The following is a 20784-nucleotide window of genomic DNA, read 5'->3' on the forward strand; positions in this document are numbered from 1 at the left end:
CATTTGTCCTTTTCTGGCGCATGGAATGGCCAAATACCAGAACAATATTCTATCATGGGGCAGGTTTTCACGGGGATACCGATGCGTCACTTTCCCATCTTCCTGGCCGTCGCGGGGCGGCGCGTCGTCGTGGCCGGCGGTGGCGAGACGGCACTGGCAAAGCTGCGCCTTCTGCTCAAGACCGAGGCGCAGCTGACGGTCTTTGCCCGCGATGCCAGCCCAGACATCCACCGTCTCGCGAAAGAGGGGCGGTTGCGGCTGGTGGCGCGGGCCTTTGGACCGGGTGATGCGCTTTGCGCCGTACTCGCCTATGCCGCCACTGAAGACCCGGCCGAGGACGCCCGCGTGGCCAGCCTTGCGCGCGTGGACGGCGCATTGGTCAACATCGTCGATAATCTTCAGGATAGCGCCTTCATCACCCCCGCCATCGTCGACCGCGACCCGGTTGTCGTGGCGATCGGGACCGAGGGCGCGGCCCCGGTGCTGGCCCGCCAGATCAAGGCTGATCTGGAAGAGCGGCTGCCGGCCAGCCTTGGGGCGCTGGCGCGGATCGGCCGGGGCCTGCGCGCGGCGGCCGCAACGCTGGCCCCCGGTGGGGCAAGGCGTGCCTTCTGGGCCGATTTCTACCTGCGGACCGGCCCCCGGACCATCGCCGAAAACGGGCTCGCGGCAGTGCCGCAGGCCGCCGCGGCGCTGCTGGAGGCCCATCGCACGGCCACGCCCGCGCCGGCCAGCGTCACCTTCGTCGGTGCAGGGCCCGGCGATCCCGATCTGCTGACGCTCAAGGCGCGCAAGGCGCTCGATACCGCCGACGTGGTCCTGCACGATCGCCTCGTGCCGCCGGCGATCCTCGAGCTTGCCCGGCGCGAGGCCGTGCTGATCGACGTCGGCAAGCAGGGGTTTGGCACCTCCACCGCGCAGGACGACATCAACGCGCTGCTGCTGGCCGAGGCGCGACCGGGCCGCGCGGTGGTGCGGCTGAAGGCCGGCGATCCGTCGGTTTTTGCCCGGCTCGACGAAGAAACCGAAGCACTGGCCGCCGCCGGCATCGCCTGGCAGGTCATGCCCGGCGTCACCGCCGCCTCCGCCGCCGCCGCGCAGATCGGCCAAAGCCTGACGCGCCGCGGGCGCAATTCCGGCCTGCGCCTGCTGACCGCGCATGATGCGGCGGGTTTTGCCGAGCAGGACTGGCGCGCGCTGGCCCGGCCCGGCGAGGTGGCGGGCATATACATGGGCAAGCGCGCCGCGCGTTTCCTGCAAGGCCGCCTGATGATGCACGGCGCCGATCCCGCCACGCCCGTCACCGTGGTCGAGAATGCCAGCCTGCCCGAGGCCCGCACCATCGCCACCACGCTGGGCGCGCTTGCCACGGCCCTGGCCGATGCCGCGCCAGCCGGCCCGGCCCTGATCCTTTACGGGCTTGCGCCGCATGCCGCGCAGGCCGCCCTTTCGCCCCCGCTTCTGGAGACCATGCCATGAGCCGCCCCTTCACCCCCCGCGTCGTCACCGCCAACGCCCTGCTGGAGGGCGATACCGTCTGGCTGACACCTGACGACCGCTGGACCCGCGACATGCACGAGGCCGAACTGATCGAGGAGGAGGCCCATGCGCAGCTCCGCCTGCTCGAGGCCACGGCGCAGCGCGACCGCGTCGTCGGCGCCTACCTCGCCGAGGTGCGCCGGGGCCCGCACGGCCCCGAACCGTTGCACCTGCGCGAGGCGTTGCGCCGCGACGGCCCCTCCATCACCGAAACCGGCAAATCCGCAGGGCTGTAAGACATGTATTCCTACAACGACTTCGACACCGCCTTCGTGGCCGATCGCGTGGCCCGCTTCCGCGACCAGGTCGCCCGCCGGATCGACGGCAGCCTGACCGAGGACGAGTTCCGGCCGCTGCGGCTGATGAACGGGCTTTACCTGCAGCTTCACGCCTACATGCTGCGCGTGGCCATTCCCTATGGCACGCTGAACCCCGCGCAGATGCGCCGGCTGGCCGACGTGGCCGAGCGGTGGGACCGTGGCTATGGCCATTTCACCACGCGCCAGAACATCCAGTTCAACTGGCCGCGCCTTGTCGATGTGCCCGACATGCTCGAGGCGCTGGCCGAGGTCGGGCTGCACGCGATCCAGACCTCGGGCAACACCATCCGCAACGTCACCGCCGATCATTTCGCGGGTGCCGCCGCCGACGAGATCGCCGATCCGCGCCCGGTGGCCGAGCTGATCCGGCAATGGTCGACCGACCACCCCGAGTTCCAGTTCTTGCCGCGCAAATTCAAGATCGCCGTGACCGGCAGCCCGCATGACCGCGCCGTGACCCGCGCCCATGACATCGGCCTGCGCATGGTGCGCGACGCCGACGGCGCGCCGGGGTTCGAGGTGGTGGTCGGCGGCGGCCTTGGCCGGACGCCGATGATCGGGCAGGTCCTGCGCGCCTTCCTGCCGCAGGCGCAGCTTCTCCCCTATCTCGAGGCCGTGGTGGGCACGTGGAACCTGCTGGGCCGGCGCGACAACAAGTACAAGGCGCGCATCAAGATCACCGTGCACGAGCTGGGGATCGACACGATCCGCGAGATGGTAGAAGCAGAATTTCTGGATATTCTGCCGCACTTTTCTGGTCCTGAGCCGCAAATTCTTGCACAAATCGAACATTCTTTCCGTGGGCCCATACTCTGCGATCGGCCCGTGCCGCCGCTGGAGGGCAGCCCTGCCTTCCGCGCCTGGGTCGAAACCAACCTCACTGCCCACCGCGACCCGGCGCATGCCATCGTCACCGTCTCGCTGAAGAAACCCGGCGCGGTGCCGGGCGATGCGACGGCGGCGCAGATGCGCGCGCTGGCCGACATCGCCGAACGCTGGGGCCATGGCGAGTTACGCGTCAGCCACGAGCAGAACATCATCCTGCCGCATGTCCACCGTGCCGACCTGCCCGCGCTGTGGCAGGCGCTGCGCACGGCGGATCTGGCCAGTGCCAACGTGGGCCTTGTGTCCGATATCATCGCCTGCCCCGGCATGGATTTCTGCGGGCTGGCGACCGCGCGAAGCATTCCAATAGCGCAGGAAATCGCCAGCCACTTCGAGGAGTTGAAGCTGGAGCACGAGATCGGGCCGCTCAAGATCAAGATCTCGGGCTGCATCAATGCCTGCGGGCATCATCACGTGGGCCATATCGGCATCCTCGGCCTCGACCGGGCTGGCGTCGAGAATTACCAGATCACGCTGGGCGGCGATCATACAGAGGATGCCACGCTGGGCGACAAGACCGGGCCGGGCTTCGGCGCCGACCAGATCGTGCCGGCCATCGAACGGATCGTGCTTGCCTATCTCGACCTGCGGCACGACGCCTCCGAAACCTTCCTGCAAACCTATCGCCGGCTGGGCCTTGCGCCCTTCAAGGCCGCGCTTTACCCCGATCAGGAGCAGGCCGATGCCGCTTGACAGCCCCACCGCCCGCGCCGCCGCGCTCAACACCCGCTATCGCCATCATGGGGCCACGGCCGTGCTGGAACGGGCGCTGTCAGACCCCGATGTCGGGCGCATCGCGCTGGTCTCGTCCTTCGGGGCCGAGTCGGTGGCGTTGCTGCACCTCGTCTCGGTGATGGACCGCGCGACGCCGGTCATCTTCATCGACACCGAGATGCTGTTTGCCGAAACGCTGACCTACCAGATGGAACTGGTCGAGCGGCTGCACCTGAGCGACGTGCGCATCATCCGGGCCGATCGCACGGACCTCTTCGTGCATGACAACGAAGGGCTGTTGCACCTGCACGATCCCGACGCCTGCTGCGCCCTGCGCAAGACCGCGCCGCTGGAACGGGCGCTGGCCGATTTCGATGCCTGGATCACCGGGCGCAAACGCTACCAGGGCGGGCAGCGTGCCGCGCTGGATTTCTTCGATGTCGACGCCGCGGGGCGGATCAAGGTCAACCCGCTGGCGCATTGGGAGGCCCGCGACGTGCAGGACTACATCGCCGAGAACCGCCTGCCCCGGCACCCGCTGGTGGCGCGCGGCTATCCCTCGATCGGCTGCGCGCCCTGCACCACGCGGGTGGGCGACGGCGAGGAGCCGCGCGCGGGCCGCTGGCGCGGCACCGCCAAGCAGGAATGCGGCATTCACATCGTCGACGGGCGGATCGTGCGGCGCGGCGAGGTTTCGGCATGAGCGCGCCCGTCATCGTCACCGACGCGGGCTTTGCGCCCGACGACTTCACCGGGCCGATCGACACGCTGGAAACGCTGTCGCCGGCGTCAACCGCGCTGGACCTGCCGGGCGATGTCGATCCGGCGCGCCTGCCGGCCCTTTCGGGGCTGGCCTTCATCCGGGTGGGCTTTGCCAGTTTCGCCGACGGGCGCGGCTTTACGCTGGCCGCGCGGCTGCGGCGGCTGGGTTTTGCCGGGCGGCTGCGCGCGGCAGGGCCGCTGATCGCCGATCAATACGCGATGGCGCGGCGTGCGGGCTTCGACGAGGTCGAGATTCCGTCCCAGATCGCCGCCCGCCAGCCCGAGGCGCAATGGCGCGCCCGGGCCGACTGGCGCAACCTCGATTACCGGGCGCGGCTGCGCGCCTGAGCGCCCGGGCTTTTCCTGATCCACATCAAGGACTATGACGAAAGGCGGCCCTAAGGACGGGCCGGATCATATATGACAGAGTTGAAATCAGTGACACTTGACCGCGCCCTGAAGGCTCCCGCCCTGCCCGACGCCCAGACCGTGACCAAGGTCACCCATTACACCGACCGGCTGTTCTCCTTCCGCGTCGCGCGCCCGCAAAGCCTGCGGTTCCGCTCGGGCGAGTTCGTGATGATCGGCCTGCTGGACGACAATGGCCGGCCGCTGCTGCGCGCCTATTCCATCGCCTCGCCGTCCTGGGATGAAGAGCTGGAGTTCTATTCCATCAAGGTGCCCGACGGCCCGCTGACCAGCCGGCTGCAGCACATCCAGCCCGGCGACCAGATCATCCTGCGGCCCAAGCCGGTGGGCACGCTGGTGCATGACGCGCTCTTGCCCGGCAAGCGGATCTACTTCTTCGCGACCGGCACCGGGTTTGCGCCCTTCGCCTCGCTTCTGCGCGATCCCGACACGTACGAGCGTTACGACCAGGTCATCATCACCCATACCTGCCGCGACGTGGCCGAGCTGACCTATGGGCGCGAGATCGTCGAAAGCCTGGCCGACGATCCGCTGATCGGCGAATTCGTCGGCGACAAGCTGCGCTACTACCCCACCACGACCCGCGAACAGAGCCCCAAGATGGGCCGCATCACCACGCTGATCGAGAATGGCACGCTGTTTGCCGACCTGGGCGTGCCGCCGCTGAACCCCGAGACCGACCGCGCGATGGTCTGCGGCAGCCTGGCCTTCAACCTCGACATCAAGGCGCTGCTGGAAAAGGCGGGCCTGCGCGAGGGCGCCAATTCCGAGCCAAAGGAATTCGTGATCGAGAAGGCTTTCGTCGGCGACGGCGTCTGAGGCCGGCGCGAAAGAAACATCAGGGCCGCGCCATCACTGGCGCGGCCCTTGTCATTTCAGGCTCTCACAGACCCAGGACAGCCTTGACCTGCTGGATCGCGGCATCGACAAGCGCCGGATTGTCCTTGGCGGCCTTCAGAGCCGCGGTCAGCGTGGACTTCTGCAAGGTCGACAGATTGTCGGCCCCCTGTACGTAGGTAATCAGCTTGTCCGCGTCGAAGGTCGAGGCCGTCAGCAGGCTTGCCGGATCGACCGCTGCCGAATCTGCAGCAGGTGCAGCCGTATCAGCGGCAGGCGCCGCGGCATCTGCAGCAGGCGCAGCGGCATCAGCGGCAGGCGCGGTGGCATCAGCAGCCGGCGCAGCCGCGTCAGCAGCAGGTGCGGCCGCGTCAGCGGGAGGGGCCGCGGCGGCTGCGGCATCGGCGGCAGCCTTCGCGGCAGCATCGGCCAGCGCCTTGGCAGCGGCATCGGCCGCGGCCTGTGCCGCCGCATCGGCGGCAGCCTTGTCAGCGGCGGCCTTGTCCTCGGCAGCCTTGGCGTCCGCCGCGGCCTGTGCGTCAGCAGCAGCCTTGGCATCGGCGGCAGCCTTTGCTTCGGCATCTGCGGCGGCCTTGGCGTCGGCCGAGGCTTTCGCGGCCATCTCGGCAGCGGCACGTTGCTGGCCGTCATACCACGTGTATCCACCCCAGCCGACAAGAGCGACAACGACAATGATGAGAATCGCACGCATGGGTAATCCCTTCCTTTACTCGTAACCGGTCCCCGATGGACCTTCCTACGTTGCTATGTCAGATTGCGGCCTTCGTGAAAAGCGCCCGCGGCCCGCTGCGCTTTCGATGGGCCACGGCTGGCCCATAGTTTGCGGTTGAACCCGCGCCCGCGGGCCTTTAATTTGCCGCCACGTTTCGCGAACTGAAAAGGAACAAGACCATAGGACGCAGACCCCATAACGCACCCCCGGTGCGTGAGACCGGCCCCCGCATCAACGAGCGCATTCGCGCGCCGGAAATCCGGCTGATCGGAGCCGATGGCCAGAACGTTGGCGTTGTCAGCCCCGAGCGCGCGCTGAGCATGGCGGAAGAGGCCGGGCTGGACCTGGTCGAGATCTCGCCCAACGCCACGCCCCCCGTCTGCAAGATCATGGACTACGGCAAGTTCAAGTACGAGACCCAGAAAAAGGAAGCCGAGGCGCGCAAGAAGCAGAAGATCATCGAGATCAAGGAGATCAAGTTCCGCCCGAACACCGATACCCATGATTACGAGGTCAAGATGCGCTCGGTCTTCAAGTTCCTCGAAGAGGGCGACAAGGTGAAGATCACCCTGCGCTTCCGTGGCCGAGAGATGGCGCACCAGGATCTTGGCCGGCAGTTGCTGGAACGTGTGGCAGAGGACACCAAGGAAATTGGCAAGGTGGAATCGATGCCCAAGGTCGAGGGCCGCCAGATGGTGATGATGATCGGTCCCGCCCGCTAAGGCGCGATAAAACGGACTGACAAGGGGCCGCGGCGATGCCGGCGGCCCTTTTTCTTTGTCAAAGGTTCGGGTGCCGCGGCATGTTGTGCGGCGTGACGATCCGCACGTCCGAGGGGGGCGGCAGCGCCTCGCGCGGCAGCAGCCTGTGAAATGCCAGTATTTGCAGGAAGGCGTGACGCATATCGGCGGCAAGATCATGTGCCAGCACGGCCGTCAGGCGCCCCTCTGCCAGCAGCGCGCGGTTATCGCGGTCAAGGTCGTGGCCGATGAAGACCTGCGGATGCTGCCCCGCCCGGTCAAGCTCTGCGAGGATTGCGCGGTTGCCCCCGCCGATGGAATAGACGCCGGCGACCGGCCCGCACGCCGCCAGCCCGGCGGCAAAACGCCGGGCCGTATCGCCATCGAGGCCCGCGCCCCCCGACAGGTCCACCAGCCGCAAGCCCGGCCGCGCCGCGGCCAGTGCCGCGACAAATGCCGATGCCCGCGCGCCCTCGCCCGAAAAGGCCACATCGCTTTGGGTCGTCACCACGGTGCGCGCATCCGCCGCCAGCATCCCGGCCATCAGCCACGCCGCCGTGCGCCCGGCGGCTGCATTATCGAGCCCGGCATAGGCCAAACGCCGGCTGTCCGGCAGATCAGTGACAAGCGTGACCACCGGGATACCCCGTTCGGCCAGCCGGGCGACGGCGGCGTGCACCGGCTCCTCGTCACGGGCCTTCAGGCAGACGCCCTGGCTGCCCCGCCCCGCGATCCGGTCCAGCAGCGCCGCGGTCTGGGCTGCGCCCAGCACCTCGTGCGTGACAAAGCGGGGCCTGACGACTGCCACGCCCAGATGCGGCAGCACCGCTTCGGCTGCCGCGCGCACCTCGCGGGTAAATCGCGCGGGCGCCTCGATCACCACATCGACGAAAACGCGCCGCCCGGCGGCGGCCAGTTGCGCCTCCTGCCCTTCCAGTTCGGCGATCGCGGCGGCCACCCTTGCCCGGGTTTGCGGCGCGACATGGGCGCGCGCGTTCAGCACCCGGTCGACCGTCGCGGTCGACAGGCCCGCCTGCGCGGCGATCTCCTTGACGGGAAAGCGATGGGTCATTGATGGATTATTGATGGATTTGCCCCGTCCCGACAAGGCCACAGCACTGCTAGTCTGTGTTCAGCATGGGAGGATGCAATGAAAGACACGATGGACCATACCCCCGCCTGGTTTCGCGCCGAGGACTGCAATCTTGCCGACCTGCAGGAGCTATGTGCGCAAGATGTAACAGCCGATGACGTGCCCCGCGCGACCGAGGTGCAGAAGAACGTGGCGATTTATGATGCCACTTCGCTGCGGCCATTGCTTGCCGACCGAACCGCACGGGCCGACCTCTTGGCCGAATGGGCCCGGCTGCTGCGCTGGGGCGGCGGGGTGTTCGTGATCCGCGGGGCGTGGGCCGATGCTGCGTCCATCGACGCGGCCAGCGCGATCTACGACCGCATCATCGCGGCCGAGCGGCTGACCGGCACCGGGGCCGACCACTTTGCCGCCAAGGGCGCGAACGACCGGGTCTGGAACTCGCTGCAAAAGCTCTGCGAGGCCGATCCGGTGGTCTTTGCCCGCTATTTCGGCAACGTCTTTCTGCAAGCGGCCAGCGAGGCGTGGCTGGGCCCGAATTACCAGGTCACCGCGCAGGTCAACCTTGTGCGCCCCGGCGGCGCGGCCCAGCAGGCGCATCGCGATTATCACCTTGGCTTCCAGACCGCAGATGTCGCCGCAGCCTACCCGGCGCATGTGCATGACCTCTCGCCGGTGCTGACGCTGCAGGGCGGCATCGCCCATGTCGACATCCCCGTCGAGGCCGGGCCGACCAAGCTTTTGCCGTTCAGTCAGGCCTACCGCGCGGGCTATGCCGCGTGGCGCCTGCCCGCCTTCCGCGCCTATTTCGAGGAGAACTTCGTGCAACTGCCGCTGGTCAAGGGCGACGCGATCTTCTTCAACCCAGCGCTCTTTCACGCGGGCGGGGCCAATCACACCGCCGACGTGCAGCGTCTGGTGAACCTCGTGCAGGTCTCCTCGGCCTTCGGCCGGTCGATCGAGACGGTGGACCGCACGGCGATGTGCCGCCTGCTCTACCCCGTGCTGGCCTCGGGCGCGGCGGGCCTTGCGCCAGACGAGGTGACGGCGGCCATCGCAGCCACCGCCGAGGGCTACCCCTTCCCCACCAACCTCGACAGCGATCCGCCGGTGGGCGGGCTGGCGCCGGAATCGCAGGCCGGGCTGATGACCCGCGCCCTGGCCGAGGGCATGACCCCCGCGGCATTCGAGGCAGCACTTGACGCGCAGGCGGCGCGGCGGCTGGCCTGATAACGCATCGGCCGGGCGGGCACCATGCCCGCCCATTGCCCCCGGCCCGGCTCCGTTCTAACAAGGGACAGCTTGGGGAGGCCGCCATGAACAGACCCGAAAATTTCGCGCCCGCGGGCTTTGGCCCCGACCTTGGCCCCTTTGACTGGGCCGACCCGTTCCGGCTGGAGGACCAGCTGAGCGAGGACGAGCGGATGCTGCGCGACGCCGCGCGCGCCTTTGCCGAATCCACCCTTGCCCCCCGCGTCACCGCCGCCTATCGCGACGAGGCCGCGGACCCGGCCATCTTTGCCCTGATGGGCGAGGCCGGGCTTCTGGGCGCGACGATCCCCGAGGAATACGGCGGGCTGGGCGCGGGCTATGTCACCTACGGCCTGATCGCGCGCGAGGTCGAGCGTGTCGACAGCGGCTATCGCAGCATGATGAGCGTGCAATCCTCGCTGGTGATGTATCCCATCCATGCCTACGGGTCCGAGGCGCAGCGGCAGAAATACCTGCCCGGCCTTGCCGCGGGCAGCCTGATCGGCTGTTTCGGCCTGACCGAACCCGATGCCGGATCGGACCCCGGCGGGATGAAGACCACAGCGAAGAAAACCGCCGATGGCTATGTGCTGAACGGCTCCAAGATGTGGATTTCCAACGCCCCCATCGCCGATGTCTTCGTCGTCTGGGCCAAGTCAGAGGCGCATGGCGGCAAGATCCGCGGCTTTGTCCTTGAAAAAGGCATGGCGGGGCTGAGCGCGCCCAAGATCGGCGGCAAACTGTCGTTGCGCACCTCCGTCACGGGCGAGATCGTGATGAAGGACGTGGAAGTGGGCGAAGACGCGCTGCTGCCCGGCGTCGAGGGGCTGAAGGGCCCGTTCGGCTGTCTCAACCGCGCGCGCTACGGCATCAGCTGGGGCGTGATGGGCGCGGCCGAAGCCTGCTGGCACGCTGCCCGCCAGTATGGCCTCGACCGCAAGCAGTTCGGCCGCCCGCTGGCGCAGACCCAGCTTTTCCAGAAGAAACTCGCCGACATGCAGACCGAGATCACGCTGGGCCTGCAAGGCGCGCTGCGCGTGGGCCGGCTGCTGGAAGAGGGCCATGCCGCCCCCGAGATGATCAGCCTGATGAAACGCAACAACTGCGGCAAGGCGCTGGACATCGCGCGGGCGGCCCGCGACATGCATGGCGGCAACGGCATTTCCGAAGACTTTGGCGTGATCCGCCATATGATTAACCTTGAAACCGTCAATACCTACGAAGGCACGCACGACATTCACGCGCTGATCCTCGGCCGGGCGCAGACCGGGTTGCAGGCGTTTTTCTGAGAGATTTCCCGATCCGGGCACAGGGGCAGCGCAATTTTGCCCGAATGCACGGCCACCTTGCGCCGCAATATCCCGGCGGTCGACATGGACACGGCCGGGCAAAGCCAAGAGGACTGACTGCATGAACGACACCCGCATCGACCTGGACCGTTCATTGGCTGATCTGGACGGCGAAACCTGGATCGCAGCGCTCGATCAACTGGCCGAGGAGCATGGATCGTTCAGTGTCCTCGGGGCCGACCATGTGGCATCCTTCATTGATGCAGGGCCCCGGCTGCTTGTCACGTTCGAGAGCCAGCCGCGCATTCTGGCGCATAACCAGGGCGACGAACCGCTGGGTTTCGAATTCGTGCGCCGCCATGGCTGGTCTCACCTTGCCATCATCGGTCGCGCCGATGGCTGGTTCCGCGACCCGGCGATCTACCAGCATTTCGACCGGCTGATCGACGACGGCTTTTTCGAGGATTTCGAAAGCGTGCTGTTTTACGGTGCCGATGGCGGGGCTTATGCGGCTTGTGCCTATGCGGTGGCCGCGCCGGGATGCCGTGTACTGGCCGTGCGTCCGCAAGCCACGCTCGACCCTGAACTGGCCGGCTGGGATCCACGCTATGCCCGCCACCGGCGGCTGAACTTCACCGATCGCTTCGGATATGCGCCGGACATGCTGGAAGCCGTGCAAAGCGCCCATATCGTCTTTGATCCGGCCGAACAGCTTGACGCGATGCACGCCGCCCTTTTTGCCCAGCCCAACGTGACGCTGCTGCGCTGCCGTCGCCTTGGCCCGCGGCTGGATCAGGCGCTGGCGGGCATGCGCGTTCTTGCGCCGTCCATGCTGGCGGCAATGGAAGGACGGCTTGACCAACTGAGTTTTGCGCGGCTGATGCGGGCCCGGGCGCACTACATGCCTTACGCGCGCCACCTGCTGGCCGTGACCGAGGTGGAAGAGCGTCCGCTTCTGAGTGCTCGGATCTGCCAACACGTCCTGCGTCAGGGCGACAAGCCGTTCTTCGCGCAGAAGCTGGCCAAGCTTAAGGCAGCCGGACATGTACCCCCGGCCGCCCCGCGCCCGGCGCTGCCTGCCGAACCCAGCCTCGCCGACCCGGCGGAATAGACGCTCAGCTCCGCGGGCGTCCGTCGACCGCGGCCTTGGCGGCCGCCACAATCCGCGTCGCGAAATAGCCAAGTACCGTGCCCGCAGCGATCCAGAACGCGCTGCCAGAGGCCAGCAACGTGGCAAGCAGCCCGGCGGCCAACGCCATGAGCATGAAGGCGAATGCGCGCATCTCGCCCGATTCGAGCTTGATCGCGCCCGAAAGCGCCTGCGCCACCGGCCGCGCGACCGGCTCTTCGATATATGGGGTCACGAACCCCGCGATCAGTGCAACGATGAAACCCAGCATAGCCCTCTCCGCCGCGGCGCATCCCGGCCGCTTCCGGTTGCCATGCTGCGCCAAAGCCGGGCCAAAGCCAAGCCTCTGGCAAGCACGCCGCGTTCCATGCTAGGGCGGCGTCATGCCCACCAGAACGCTTACACGCCTGACCCTGCGCCGCCCCGATGACTGGCACCTGCACCTGCGCGACGGGGCCATGCTGCGCGGCGTCTTGCCCGCCACCACCGCCGATTTCGCCCGCGCGCTGATCATGCCCAACCTCGTGCCGCCCGTCGTGACCGCGGCGCAGGCGATTGCCTATCGAGACCGCATCCGCGCCGCCCTGCCGCGTGACGCGGATTTCACGCCGCTGATGACGCTTTACCTGACCGAGGCGACCGAGCCTGCCGACGTCGCCCGCGCCCATGCCGAGGGCATCGCCACGGCCGTCAAGCTTTACCCCGCGGGCGCGACGACGAACTCGAACTCGGGCGTGCGCGATTTCGAAAAGGTGCTGCCGGTGCTCGAAGAGATGGCCGAGATCGGCATGCCTCTTTGTGTTCATGGCGAGGTTACCGACCCCGAAATCGACATCTTCGACCGCGAGGCGGTATTCATTGACCGCGTGCTCAAGCCATTGCGCCGCAAGGTGCCGGAGTTGCGCGTGGTGATGGAGCATGTCACCACGCAGGACGCCGTGGATTACGTGCGCGACAGCCGCAAGGGCATGGCCGCCACGATCACCACGCATCACCTGATCATCAACCGCAATGCGATCCTCGCGGGTGGTATCAGGCCGCATTACTACTGCCTGCCCGTGGCCAAGCGCGAAACCCACCGCCTTGCGCTGGTTCAGGCCGCCGTTTCGGGCGACGAACGCTTCTTTCTGGGCACTGACAGCGCGCCGCATGCGGACCCGGCCAAGCTGCAGCCCTGCGGCTGCGCGGGCATCTTCTCGGCCCCGGTGACGATGGCCTGTCTTGCCGAGGTGTTCGAGGCCGCGGGCGCCCTCGAACGGCTGGAGGATTTCGTTGCCGTCAATGGCGCGCGTTTTTACGGCGTGGCGCCGAACGAGGGTAGGATGACGCTGCAAAAGGGCGAGGCCTGGACCCCGGACGCCACGGTGATGACCGGCGACGGGCCGGTCACGGTGTTCGATCCGGGCTTTGCGCTGCACTGGCGGGCGGCGTGATCCGGGTTTCTGGCGAAACCCGGCGGCCTCCGGCGGGAGTATGTGGGGCAAGATGAAGGGGACAAGAGCATGATTCCATCGGGGTTTCCCCCTGCCGCCGAGATCGCGCGGCTGAGTGCCGGCATGCTGCTGGAGATCGGCGCGGTGCATTTCAACGCGGCCACGCCCTTTACCCATGCCAGCGGCAAGAAGGCACCCACCTATATCGACTGCCGCAAGCTGATCTCTTTCCCGCGGATCCGGTCGGTCTTGATGGATTTTCTGGCCGTCACAGTGATGCGCGAGGCGGGGCTGGAGGCCTTCGACAACATCGCGGGTGGCGAAACCGCCGGCATTCCGTTTGCCGCACTTGTGGCAGAACGGTTGGCCCTGCCGATGACCTATGTGCGCAAGAAGCCAAAGGGCTATGGCCGCAACGCGCGCATCGAGGGTGCGATGCATGAAGGCCAGAGGGTGCTGCTGGTCGAAGACCTGACCACTGATGGCGGCTCGAAACTGTCCTTTGTCGAGGCGATCCGCGAAACCGGTGCAACCTGCGACGCAACCGCCGTCATCTTCTATTACGGCATCTTCGACGGCGTGGAGGACAGGCTGGCTGCTGCCGGGGTAAAGCTGATCCATCTGTGCACTTGGTGGGACGTGCTGGCCGAAGCGCGTGCACGCGCGGCTTTCGACACCAAGACACTCGAAGCCGTCGAAGCCTATCTTCACGATCCCGAGGGCTGGTCGGCGGCACACGTCTGAGCAGATATTGACGCAAGACACGTCATTGTCGCATGATCTGGGGCCTGGTGGCTTGTCCACAGGCAATCCCCAGAAACATACAATTTGTCGCGCGCGCGCGGCTGGCGTATCAGCCGGGTCACCCCGGCGGCATTGACCGGGGACGCGTGGCGGGCGCCGCCAGGCTGACGCGGGGGGCCGGGGATGAACGAGATCACACCATTCGGGCCGGGCGCGGGCAGCGCCGGGGACGGCGGAAACGACGGTGGCGGCGATCCGATGCCGCATTCGATCGAGGCCGAACAGCAGCTTCTGGGCGCGATCCTGACCAACAACGACATCTTCGACCGGGTCGCCGAACTGATCGGGCCACAGCATTTCTACGACCCGGTCCATGCCCGTATTTTCGAGACCGCAGCCGCCCGCATCGCCAAGAACGCGCTGGCCAGTCCGGTTACGCTGAAAGCATTCCTTGAGGACGACGAAGGGCTCAAGGCGCTGGGCGGCCCGGCCTATCTGGTGCGGCTGGCCGGTGCCGCGATTTCGGCCTTCGCGGCGCGCGATTATGCGCAGATGATCCTTGATTTCGCGACCCGCCGCGCGCTGATCCAGGTCGGGCGCGATATTTCGGCGAAGGCCACCAAGGTTGAGGTTGCCTCGGAACCCAAGGAGCAGATCGTCGAGGCCGAGCAGGCGCTTTACCGGCTGGCCGAACAGGGGACGACATCAAGCGGGTTCCAGAGCTTTCTTGCCGCCGTCACCGATGCCGTGAAGGTGGCCAATGCCGCCTACCAGCGTGACGGTGGGCTGGCGGGTGTGGCGACGGGGCTGGCCGATCTCGACACAAGGCTGGGCGGCCTGCACCGATCGGACCTGCTGATCCTCGCCGGGCGCCCCTCGATGGGCAAGACCGCGCTGGCCACCAATATCGCTTTCAACATCGCCAAGGCCTACCGCAAGGGCCGCCTGCCCGACGGGCGCGAAGGCACCGTAAATGGCGGCGTCGTAGGCTTTTTCAGCCTCGAGATGAGCGCAGAACAACTGGCCACGCGAATTCTTTCAGAGGCTTGCCAGGTGCCCTCGGATGACATTCGCCGCGGCAAGCTGAACATGGAGGAATTCCGTCGTTTCGTCGCCGCCGCGAAAGAACTGGAAAGTTGCCCGCTTTACATCGACGACACCGCCGCGCTGCCGATCGCGCAGCTGGCTGCGCGGGCGCGGCGGCTGAAACGCACGCACGGGCTTGACCTGCTGGTCGTCGACTACCTGCAGCTGATCCGCGGCTCGGGCCGGTCCGAGAACCGCGTCAACGAGATTTCCGAGATCTCGATGGGCCTGAAGGCGATCGCCAAGGAACTGGACATTCCGGTACTGGCTCTCTCGCAGCTCAGCCGGCAGGTGGAAAGCCGCGAGGACAAGCGGCCTCAGCTCAGCGACCTGCGCGAATCGGGCTCGATCGAGCAGGACGCCGACGTCGTGATGTTCGTGTTCCGCGAGGAATACTACAAGTCGCGCGAGAAGCCGGGCGACCACGAGACCGAGAAGATGGCCAAGTGGCAGGCCGAGATGGAGCAGCTGCACGGCAAGGCTGAAGTCATCATCGGCAAACAGCGCCACGGCCCGATCGGAACGGTGGATCTGTCTTTCGAAGGCCGCTTCACCAAGTTTGGCAATCTCATCAAGCCCTGGCAGCAGGGCGCCGATACCCGCGGCTTTGACTGAGGTGACCACGGTGCCGCAATGCCCGGCATCAGGGACAAACCTGACTTGCCCGGCCCCGTGGGGTCTGTCAAAAGACCCGCCATGAGCAGTGGAATTCTCAGAACCGATCTGGATGCGATCGTCGCCAACTGGAAGGCGTTGAACCGCCTGTCCGGGCAGGCCGAGGCCGGCGCGGTGGTCAAGGCCAACGGGTATGGCCTGGGCGCGGTGCGCGTGGGCGAGGCGCTGGCCTCGGCCGGCGCGCGCAAGTTCTTCGTGGCGCAGCCCGAGGAAGGCAAGCGCCTGCGCCAGCGGCTTGGCCCCGATCCGGCGATCTATGTCCTGTCCGGCCACATGGACCGCGACGTCAACGTCCTGCGCGAGGCCGATCTGGTGCCGATGATCAACTCGCTCGACCAGTTGACGCGCCAGTTCGAGGCTTTGCCCGGCCTGCCCTTCGGCATCCAGCTTGACACCGGGATGAACCGGCTTGGTCTGGAATGGAGCGAATGGGAAGCCGTTTCCGCCGTTGTGCTGGAGCAGAACCCGGTTCTGGTGATGAGCCACCTTGCCTGTGCCGACGAGGCCGATCATCCGATGAACGGCTACCAGCTGGACATGTTCCGCAAGATGACCGACGGCATCACCGCGCCGCGGAGCCTTGCGGCGACGGGCGGCATCCTGCTTGGCCCCGACTATCATTTCGACGTGACCCGGCCCGGTATCGGCCTTTACGGCGGCGCGCCTTTTACCGAGGCGCAGGCGGTGTTCACGCTCGACCTGCCGGTCATCCAGGTTCGCGATCTCGACCAGGGCGAGGTGGTGGGCTACGGCAATACATGGCAGGCCCAACGCCCCTCGCGCATCGCCACGGTCGGCGCTGGCTATGCCGATGGCATCTTCCGCAGTCTGGGCGGGCGGTTGCGGCTGTGGGCCGGTTCGGTGCCCTGCCCGGTCGTGGGCCGTGTCTCGATGGACCTGCTGACCGTCGACGTCACCGATCTGGAAGAAGTGCCCGACGCGCTGGCTCTGGTCGGCTCGCATCAAGGCATCGACGATCTGGCCGCGCAGGCGGGCACCATCGGCTACGAGGTGCTCACGGCCCTCGGCCTGCGCTATCGCCGCAGTTTCGCCGGCGGATGACACGTCTTCTGGCAGGGCTGGGCGCGGCGGCGCTGGGCCTGCTGGCCGCGCTGGGGCGGATCGCCATCTTCGCCGGCCGCACCGCCAGCCATCTTGTCCGCCCGCCATTCTACCCCCGCGAATTCGGCCATGCGCTGATGCAGGTGGGCTATTTCAGCCTGCCGGTCGTGGCGCTCACGGCGTTTTTCACCGGCGGTGCGCTGGCGCTGCAGATCTATGCCGGCGGCGCGCGCTTCTCGGCCGAGGCGGTGGTGCCCCAGATCGTGGCCATAGGCATGGTGCGCGAACTGGGCCCGGTGCTGGTCGGGCTGATGATTGCCGCGCGCGTGACCTCGTCCATCGCCGCCGAGATCGCCACGATGAAGGTGACCGAACAGATCGACGCCCTCGTCACACTGTCGACCGACCCGATGAAATACCTCACCCTGCCGCGCGTATTGGCCGCCCTTGTCGTGATGCCGGTACTTGTGGGCGTGGGTGACGTGATCGGGATTTACGGCGGCTACCTGGTGGGCACGCAAAAGCTGGGCTTCAACGCGGCGACTTACCTGCACAACACCGCTACGTTCCTGCAGGCGACGGATATTGTCTCTAGTCTGGTCAAGGGCGCCGTCTTTGGCGTGATCGCGGCGCTGATGGGCTGTTATTACGGCATGGCGTCCGACCGTGGCGCGATGGGCGTGGGCCGGGCAACCAAGGCCTCTGTCGTGGCGGCGGCGGTGCTGATCCTTGCGGCCAACTTCCTTCTGACACAGGCGTTTTTCGCGGCATGATCGAGATCCGGGGCCTCACCAAGGCGTTCGGCGCCAACCACGTCCTGCGAGGGGTGGACCTCGACGTGGGCCGGGGCCGCTCGATGGTGGTGATCGGCGGGTCCGGCACGGGCAAGTCGGTGCTGATCAAGTGCATTCTCGGCCTTGTCACGCCTGACGGCGGCACCATCACGGTGGACGGCACCGAGGTGACGCGCCAGCCGCGTGATGCCTTCCTTGCCCGCTTCGGCATGCTGTTCCAAGGGGCCGCGCTGTTCGATTCACTCCCGGTCTGGCAGAACGTGGCCTTTCGCCTGCTGCGCGGCGCGGGCGCCCTGCCCCGGCGCGAGGCGCGAGAGGTGGCGCTGGACAAGCTGCGCCGCGTGGGCCTTGGCCCGCAGGTGGCCGATCTCTACCCGGCGGAGCTGTCGGGCGGCATGCAAAAGCGCGTGGGCCTTGCCCGCGCTATCGCCGCCGACCCCGAGATCATCTTTTTCGACGAGCCCACGACCGGGCTGGACCCGATCATGGCCGGGGTGATCAACGACCTGATCCGCGAGATCGTGACCGAGATGGGCGCAACCGCCATCACCATCACCCATGACATGACCAGCGTGCGCGCTATCGCCGACAACGTGGCGATGTTGCATGGGGGCAAGGTGCGCTGGTCCGGCCCGATCACCGATCTGGACCGGTCGGGCGATCCTTATGTCGAGCAGTTCATCCACGGCCGCGCGCAGGGCCCGATCGAGACGTTGCGCTGATGGCGGGGCTGAAGTTCGCCAACCTTGGGTTGCTGCTGCTGATGCCGCTGGCGTGGTTCGCGCCGCTGCTGCGTGCGGGTTACGCGCTGCCGCTTTTCGGGCTGAAGGACATCACCGTCATCTCCGGGCTGCAGAGTCTGTGGGGGACGGACGCGGCCTTTGCCCTTGTTGTCACCGCGATCGCCATCTTCATTCCCTACACCAAGGCGCTGGGCCTGACGCTGGTGCAGTTCCGCCTGCTGTCCGACCGCGCGCTGCCCGCGCTGCACGTGCTGGGCAAGCTCGCTATGGCCGAGGTGTTCCTGCTGGCGCTCTACATCGTGCTGGTCAAGGGCATCGGCCACGTGCGCATCGAAACCGCATGGGGCCTGTGGCTGCTAACCTTCTGCATCCTGGCCAATGCCGCGCTGGGGGCGCTGACGCATCGGGCGTTGCGGTATGGCCCGCCCCGGGAAGCCCGCGCCCCATTGCCACATCGGTCCGGATGGGCCAAAAGGTGAACATGGCCAAGGATCTGTCCTTCACCTGCAGCGAATGCGGCGCCGTCCATTCCAAATGGTCTGGCCGCTGCGATGCCTGCGGTGCGTGGAACACCATTGTGGAGGATCGGCCGCTGGCTGCCGGCCCGGCGGCCAAGTCGCTGGGTGCCCGGCGCGGCGCCGCCGTCCACCTCACCGACCTCGCCACGCAGGAGGCCGAGCCGCCGCGCACGCTGTCAGGCGTCACAGAGCTTGACCGTGTGCTGGGTGGCGGGTTGGTACAGGCCTCGGCCCTGCTGGTGGGCGGCGATCCGGGCATCGGCAAATCCACCCTGCTGTTGCAGGCCGCCGCCCGCTTTGCCCGCAACGGGATCAAGGTGATCTATGTCTCGGGCGAAGAATCTGCAGCACAGGTGCAGATGCGCGCCCGACGGCTGGGGCTGGAGAAAAGCCCGGTGCGGCTCGCCGCCGAAACCAATCTGCGCGACATCCTAACGACGCTGGAGACGGAAAAGCCGGACCTCGCCATCATTGATTCGATCCAGACGATGTGGGCAGACCATGTCGAAGCGGCGCCCGGCTCGGTTGCGCAGGTCCGCGCCTGCGCGCACGAACTGACCCAGTTCGCCAAACGCCGGACGATGGCGGTTGTGATGGTGGGCCACGTCACCAAGGAGGGCACGCTTGCCGGCCCGCGCGTGGTCGAGCACATGGTCGATACCGTCCTCTATTTCGAAGGCGAGCGCGGCCACCAGTTTCGCATCCTGCGCGCGGTCAAGAACCGCTTTGGCCCTGCCGACGAGATCGGCGTGTTCGAGATGACGGGCCGAGGGCTGGCCGAGGTCAAGAATCCTTCGGCCCTGTTCCTGTCGGAACGGGGCAAACCGGCGCCGGGCTCGGTCGTCTTTGCCGGGATCGAGGGCACGCGGCCGATGCTGTGCGAAATTCAGGCGCTGGTTGCGCTGTCGCCGCTGGGCACGCCGCGCCGTTCGGTCGTAGGCTGGGATGGCGGGCGTCTGGCGATGATCCTCGCGGTACTGGAATCACGCTGCGGCGTGGCCTTTACCGGGCTCGATGTCTACCTCAATGTCGCTGGCGGCTTGCGCATCTCTGAGCCGGCCGCCGATCTTGCTGTCGCCGCCGCGCTGGTTTCCGCCCGCGAAGACGCAACAATACCCCCGGATTGCGTCGTTTTCGGCGAGATCAGCCTCTCTGGGGCGCTTCGTCCGGTGGTGCAGGCCGAAAATCGGTTGAAAGAAGCGCAAAAACTTGGTTTCACCACGGCCATCGTGCCGCACCAGCCAAAGCCGGGCGCGGCCTCCGGGCTGACATTGCGCGCGCTGCAGGATTTGCCCGGTTTCGTGAACGAGGTTTTTGGCCCGCGATAAGTCGGGACCGCCGAAAGGGACGCGGATGGATGGTTTCACCCTGGTCGACGGTATCGTCGCCCTCGTCATCATAATATCGGCAATTCTTGCATACAGTCGGGGCCTCACCCGCGAGTTGATGGCGATCGCCGGCTGGGTCGCGGCCACGGTGGTGGGCTTTGTCTTTGCCCGCAGCGCCGAACCGCTGGTTCAGCAGATCCCCGTCTTGGGAAAGTTCATCGGCGACAGTTGCGAACTTTCCATCATCGCGGCCTTCGCGGCAGTTTTTGCCGTGGCGCTGGTGATCTTCTCGATCTTCACACCGCTGCTGTCGACGGTGGTGCAGCGTTCAGTGCTGGGCGGCCTCGATCAGGGGCTTGGCTTTCTCTTCGGCGTGGCGCGCGGCATCCTTTTGGTCGCGGTCGGATTTTACGTCTACGCGACGATCCTCAACACGCAGAAGGTGGCGATGATCGATGACAGCCGCTCTGCCAAGGTGTTCGGCCAGATGACGGCCTCTCTCAGCAATTCCGACCCCGAATCGGCGCTGGGCTGGATCACCGGCCAATACCAGACCCTCGTGGGCAATTGCGGCGCCCCGACCAGTAGCGGCGGCGCGCCGGCAAGCAACGGTGCCACGACGGGCAGCACCGGCAACTGATCGGCGGCCGACAGCCGGCCGCATGCCGGTTGCAACGTGA

The 20784-nt window shown here is 66.9% G+C and carries 22 protein-coding genes; 19 read left to right on the top strand and 3 right to left on the bottom strand.

The features are described from left to right. Positions 1-81 precede the first annotated feature (81 nt). From cysG to GC146_RS14700, 6 genes are all read left to right on the top strand, one after another. Positions 82-1479, top strand: coding sequence for a siroheme synthase CysG (cysG, locus tag GC146_RS14675; RefSeq protein WP_291840225.1), 1398 nt, complete (start codon positions 82-84; stop codon positions 1477-1479). Then, positions 1476-1775, top strand: a complete 300-nt coding sequence (locus GC146_RS14680; RefSeq protein WP_291840229.1) for a DUF2849 domain-containing protein — start codon at positions 1476-1478, stop codon at positions 1773-1775. The genes cysG and GC146_RS14680 overlap by 4 nt, the downstream gene beginning before the upstream one ends. A gap of 3 nt (positions 1776-1778) precedes the next feature. Beyond that, positions 1779-3437 (top strand): nitrite/sulfite reductase, encoded by a 1659-nt coding sequence (locus GC146_RS14685; protein WP_291840232.1) that lies wholly within the window; start codon positions 1779-1781, stop codon positions 3435-3437. After that, on the top strand, positions 3427-4161 hold the full coding sequence (locus tag GC146_RS14690; RefSeq protein ID WP_291840235.1) for a phosphoadenylyl-sulfate reductase: 735 nt from the start codon (positions 3427-3429) through the stop codon (positions 4159-4161). Before GC146_RS14685 ends, GC146_RS14690 begins: the two co-directional genes overlap by 11 nt. Then, a complete protein-coding gene (locus tag GC146_RS14695; protein ID WP_291840238.1) occupies positions 4158-4568 on the top strand; it encodes a DUF934 domain-containing protein in 411 nt (136 codons plus the stop codon). Before GC146_RS14690 ends, GC146_RS14695 begins: the two co-directional genes overlap by 4 nt. Positions 4569-4640: 72 nt before the next feature. Next, complete coding sequence (locus GC146_RS14700) at positions 4641-5468, top strand: ferredoxin--NADP reductase (RefSeq protein ID WP_291840241.1); 828 nt, start codon at positions 4641-4643, stop codon at positions 5466-5468. 64 nt (positions 5469-5532) lie between these two features. Here the strand turns inward: GC146_RS14700 and GC146_RS14705 are convergent, their stop codons facing one another. Further along, complete coding sequence (locus GC146_RS14705) at positions 5533-6198, bottom strand: hypothetical protein (RefSeq protein WP_291840244.1); 666 nt, start codon at positions 6196-6198, stop codon at positions 5533-5535. 230 nt (positions 6199-6428) lie between these two features. Between GC146_RS14705 and infC the strand changes: the two genes are divergently transcribed. Continuing rightward, the gene (gene infC, locus GC146_RS14710; RefSeq protein WP_291840247.1) at positions 6429-6941 is read left to right on the top strand and encodes a translation initiation factor IF-3; all 513 of its coding nucleotides are present in this window, start codon (positions 6429-6431) and stop codon (positions 6939-6941) included. Positions 6942-6999: 58 nt separating this feature from the next. Here infC and GC146_RS14715 read toward each other — a convergent pair whose 3' ends face one another. Beyond that, positions 7000-8031: a LacI family DNA-binding transcriptional regulator gene (locus GC146_RS14715; RefSeq protein WP_291840250.1), complete on the bottom strand. Its 1032-nt coding sequence runs from the start codon at positions 8029-8031 to the stop codon at positions 7000-7002. A gap of 78 nt (positions 8032-8109) precedes the next feature. Here GC146_RS14715 and GC146_RS14720 point away from each other — a divergent pair, with 78 nt between their 5' ends. The 3 genes from GC146_RS14720 (at position 8110) to GC146_RS14730 (ending at position 11703) form a co-directional block, all read left to right on the top strand. Continuing rightward, on the top strand, positions 8110-9282 hold the full coding sequence (locus tag GC146_RS14720; protein WP_291840253.1) for a phytanoyl-CoA dioxygenase family protein: 1173 nt from the start codon (positions 8110-8112) through the stop codon (positions 9280-9282). A gap of 86 nt (positions 9283-9368) precedes the next feature. After that, positions 9369-10592: an acyl-CoA dehydrogenase gene (locus GC146_RS14725; RefSeq protein ID WP_291840255.1), complete on the top strand. Its 1224-nt coding sequence runs from the start codon at positions 9369-9371 to the stop codon at positions 10590-10592. A gap of 121 nt (positions 10593-10713) precedes the next feature. Then, complete coding sequence (locus tag GC146_RS14730) at positions 10714-11703, top strand: phosphoadenosine phosphosulfate reductase (protein WP_291840257.1); 990 nt, start codon at positions 10714-10716, stop codon at positions 11701-11703. Between the two features lie 4 nt (positions 11704-11707). Here GC146_RS14730 and GC146_RS14735 read toward each other — a convergent pair whose 3' ends face one another. Beyond that, positions 11708-11992 carry a hypothetical protein gene (locus GC146_RS14735; protein ID WP_291840262.1) on the bottom strand — a complete coding sequence of 95 codons (285 nt, stop codon included), beginning with the start codon at positions 11990-11992 and terminating at the stop codon, positions 11708-11710. Between the two features lie 112 nt (positions 11993-12104). Here GC146_RS14735 and pyrC point away from each other — a divergent pair, with 112 nt between their 5' ends. From pyrC to GC146_RS14780, 9 genes are all read left to right on the top strand, one after another. Beyond that, a complete protein-coding gene (gene pyrC, locus GC146_RS14740) occupies positions 12105-13154 on the top strand; it encodes a dihydroorotase (protein ID WP_291840264.1) in 1050 nt (349 codons plus the stop codon). 69 nt (positions 13155-13223) lie between these two features. Beyond that, positions 13224-13898: an orotate phosphoribosyltransferase gene (locus tag GC146_RS14745; protein ID WP_291840267.1), complete on the top strand. Its 675-nt coding sequence runs from the start codon at positions 13224-13226 to the stop codon at positions 13896-13898. 258 nt (positions 13899-14156) lie between these two features. Then, a complete protein-coding gene (locus GC146_RS14750; RefSeq protein ID WP_291840759.1) occupies positions 14157-15599 on the top strand; it encodes a replicative DNA helicase in 1443 nt (480 codons plus the stop codon). Between the two features lie 81 nt (positions 15600-15680). Beyond that, entirely contained in the window at positions 15681-16721 is a 1041-nt protein-coding gene (alr, locus tag GC146_RS14755; RefSeq protein ID WP_291840270.1) for an alanine racemase, read from the top strand. Continuing rightward, entirely contained in the window at positions 16718-17494 is a 777-nt protein-coding gene (locus GC146_RS14760) for an ABC transporter permease (protein WP_291840273.1), read from the top strand. The genes alr and GC146_RS14760 overlap by 4 nt, the downstream gene beginning before the upstream one ends. Further along, positions 17491-18237, top strand: a complete 747-nt coding sequence (locus tag GC146_RS14765) for an ATP-binding cassette domain-containing protein (RefSeq protein ID WP_291840276.1) — start codon at positions 17491-17493, stop codon at positions 18235-18237. Before GC146_RS14760 ends, GC146_RS14765 begins: the two co-directional genes overlap by 4 nt. After that, positions 18237-18737, top strand: a complete 501-nt coding sequence (locus GC146_RS14770) for a paraquat-inducible protein A (protein WP_291840278.1) — start codon at positions 18237-18239, stop codon at positions 18735-18737. The genes GC146_RS14765 and GC146_RS14770 overlap by 1 nt, the downstream gene beginning before the upstream one ends. 2 nt (positions 18738-18739) lie before the next feature. Then, positions 18740-20104 (top strand): DNA repair protein RadA, encoded by a 1365-nt coding sequence (gene radA, locus GC146_RS14775; protein ID WP_291840280.1) that lies wholly within the window; start codon positions 18740-18742, stop codon positions 20102-20104. 25 nt (positions 20105-20129) lie between these two features. Then, positions 20130-20744 (top strand): CvpA family protein, encoded by a 615-nt coding sequence (locus tag GC146_RS14780; protein ID WP_291840283.1) that lies wholly within the window; start codon positions 20130-20132, stop codon positions 20742-20744. Positions 20745-20784 lie beyond the last annotated feature (40 nt).

This window comes from Limimaricola sp. (genome assembly GCF_016125575.1).
In the GTDB taxonomy this organism is placed as follows: domain Bacteria; phylum Pseudomonadota; class Alphaproteobacteria; order Rhodobacterales; family Rhodobacteraceae; genus WGLM01.

What these genes read in the sequence shown, in the direction of transcription:
- cysG (WP_291840225.1), top strand. Translation starts at nt 82, where the DNA reads ATGCGTCACTTTCCCATCTTCCTGGCCGTCGCGGGGCGGCGCGTCGTC.
- GC146_RS14680 (WP_291840229.1), top strand. Translation starts at nt 1,476, where the DNA reads ATGAGCCGCCCCTTCACCCCCCGCGTCGTCACCGCCAACGCCCTGCTG.
- GC146_RS14685 (WP_291840232.1), top strand. Translation starts at nt 1,779, where the DNA reads ATGTATTCCTACAACGACTTCGACACCGCCTTCGTGGCCGATCGCGTG.
- GC146_RS14690 (WP_291840235.1), top strand. Translation starts at nt 3,427, where the DNA reads ATGCCGCTTGACAGCCCCACCGCCCGCGCCGCCGCGCTCAACACCCGC.
- GC146_RS14695 (WP_291840238.1), top strand. Translation starts at nt 4,158, where the DNA reads ATGAGCGCGCCCGTCATCGTCACCGACGCGGGCTTTGCGCCCGACGAC.
- GC146_RS14700 (WP_291840241.1), top strand. Translation starts at nt 4,641, where the DNA reads ATGACAGAGTTGAAATCAGTGACACTTGACCGCGCCCTGAAGGCTCCC.
- GC146_RS14705 (WP_291840244.1), bottom strand. Translation starts at nt 6,198, where the DNA reads ATGCGTGCGATTCTCATCATTGTCGTTGTCGCTCTTGTCGGCTGGGGT.
- GC146_RS14715 (WP_291840250.1), bottom strand. Translation starts at nt 8,031, where the DNA reads ATGACCCATCGCTTTCCCGTCAAGGAGATCGCCGCGCAGGCGGGCCTG.
- GC146_RS14720 (WP_291840253.1), top strand. Translation starts at nt 8,110, where the DNA reads ATGAAAGACACGATGGACCATACCCCCGCCTGGTTTCGCGCCGAGGAC.
- GC146_RS14725 (WP_291840255.1), top strand. Translation starts at nt 9,369, where the DNA reads ATGAACAGACCCGAAAATTTCGCGCCCGCGGGCTTTGGCCCCGACCTT.
- GC146_RS14730 (WP_291840257.1), top strand. Translation starts at nt 10,714, where the DNA reads ATGAACGACACCCGCATCGACCTGGACCGTTCATTGGCTGATCTGGAC.
- GC146_RS14735 (WP_291840262.1), bottom strand. Translation starts at nt 11,992, where the DNA reads ATGCTGGGTTTCATCGTTGCACTGATCGCGGGGTTCGTGACCCCATAT.
- pyrC (WP_291840264.1), top strand. Translation starts at nt 12,105, where the DNA reads ATGCCCACCAGAACGCTTACACGCCTGACCCTGCGCCGCCCCGATGAC.
- GC146_RS14745 (WP_291840267.1), top strand. Translation starts at nt 13,224, where the DNA reads ATGATTCCATCGGGGTTTCCCCCTGCCGCCGAGATCGCGCGGCTGAGT.
- GC146_RS14750 (WP_291840759.1), top strand. Translation starts at nt 14,157, where the DNA reads ATGCCGCATTCGATCGAGGCCGAACAGCAGCTTCTGGGCGCGATCCTG.
- alr (WP_291840270.1), top strand. Translation starts at nt 15,681, where the DNA reads ATGAGCAGTGGAATTCTCAGAACCGATCTGGATGCGATCGTCGCCAAC.
- GC146_RS14760 (WP_291840273.1), top strand. Translation starts at nt 16,718, where the DNA reads ATGACACGTCTTCTGGCAGGGCTGGGCGCGGCGGCGCTGGGCCTGCTG.
- GC146_RS14765 (WP_291840276.1), top strand. Translation starts at nt 17,491, where the DNA reads ATGATCGAGATCCGGGGCCTCACCAAGGCGTTCGGCGCCAACCACGTC.
- GC146_RS14770 (WP_291840278.1), top strand. Translation starts at nt 18,237, where the DNA reads ATGGCGGGGCTGAAGTTCGCCAACCTTGGGTTGCTGCTGCTGATGCCG.
- radA (WP_291840280.1), top strand. Translation starts at nt 18,740, where the DNA reads ATGGCCAAGGATCTGTCCTTCACCTGCAGCGAATGCGGCGCCGTCCAT.
- GC146_RS14780 (WP_291840283.1), top strand. Translation starts at nt 20,130, where the DNA reads ATGGATGGTTTCACCCTGGTCGACGGTATCGTCGCCCTCGTCATCATA.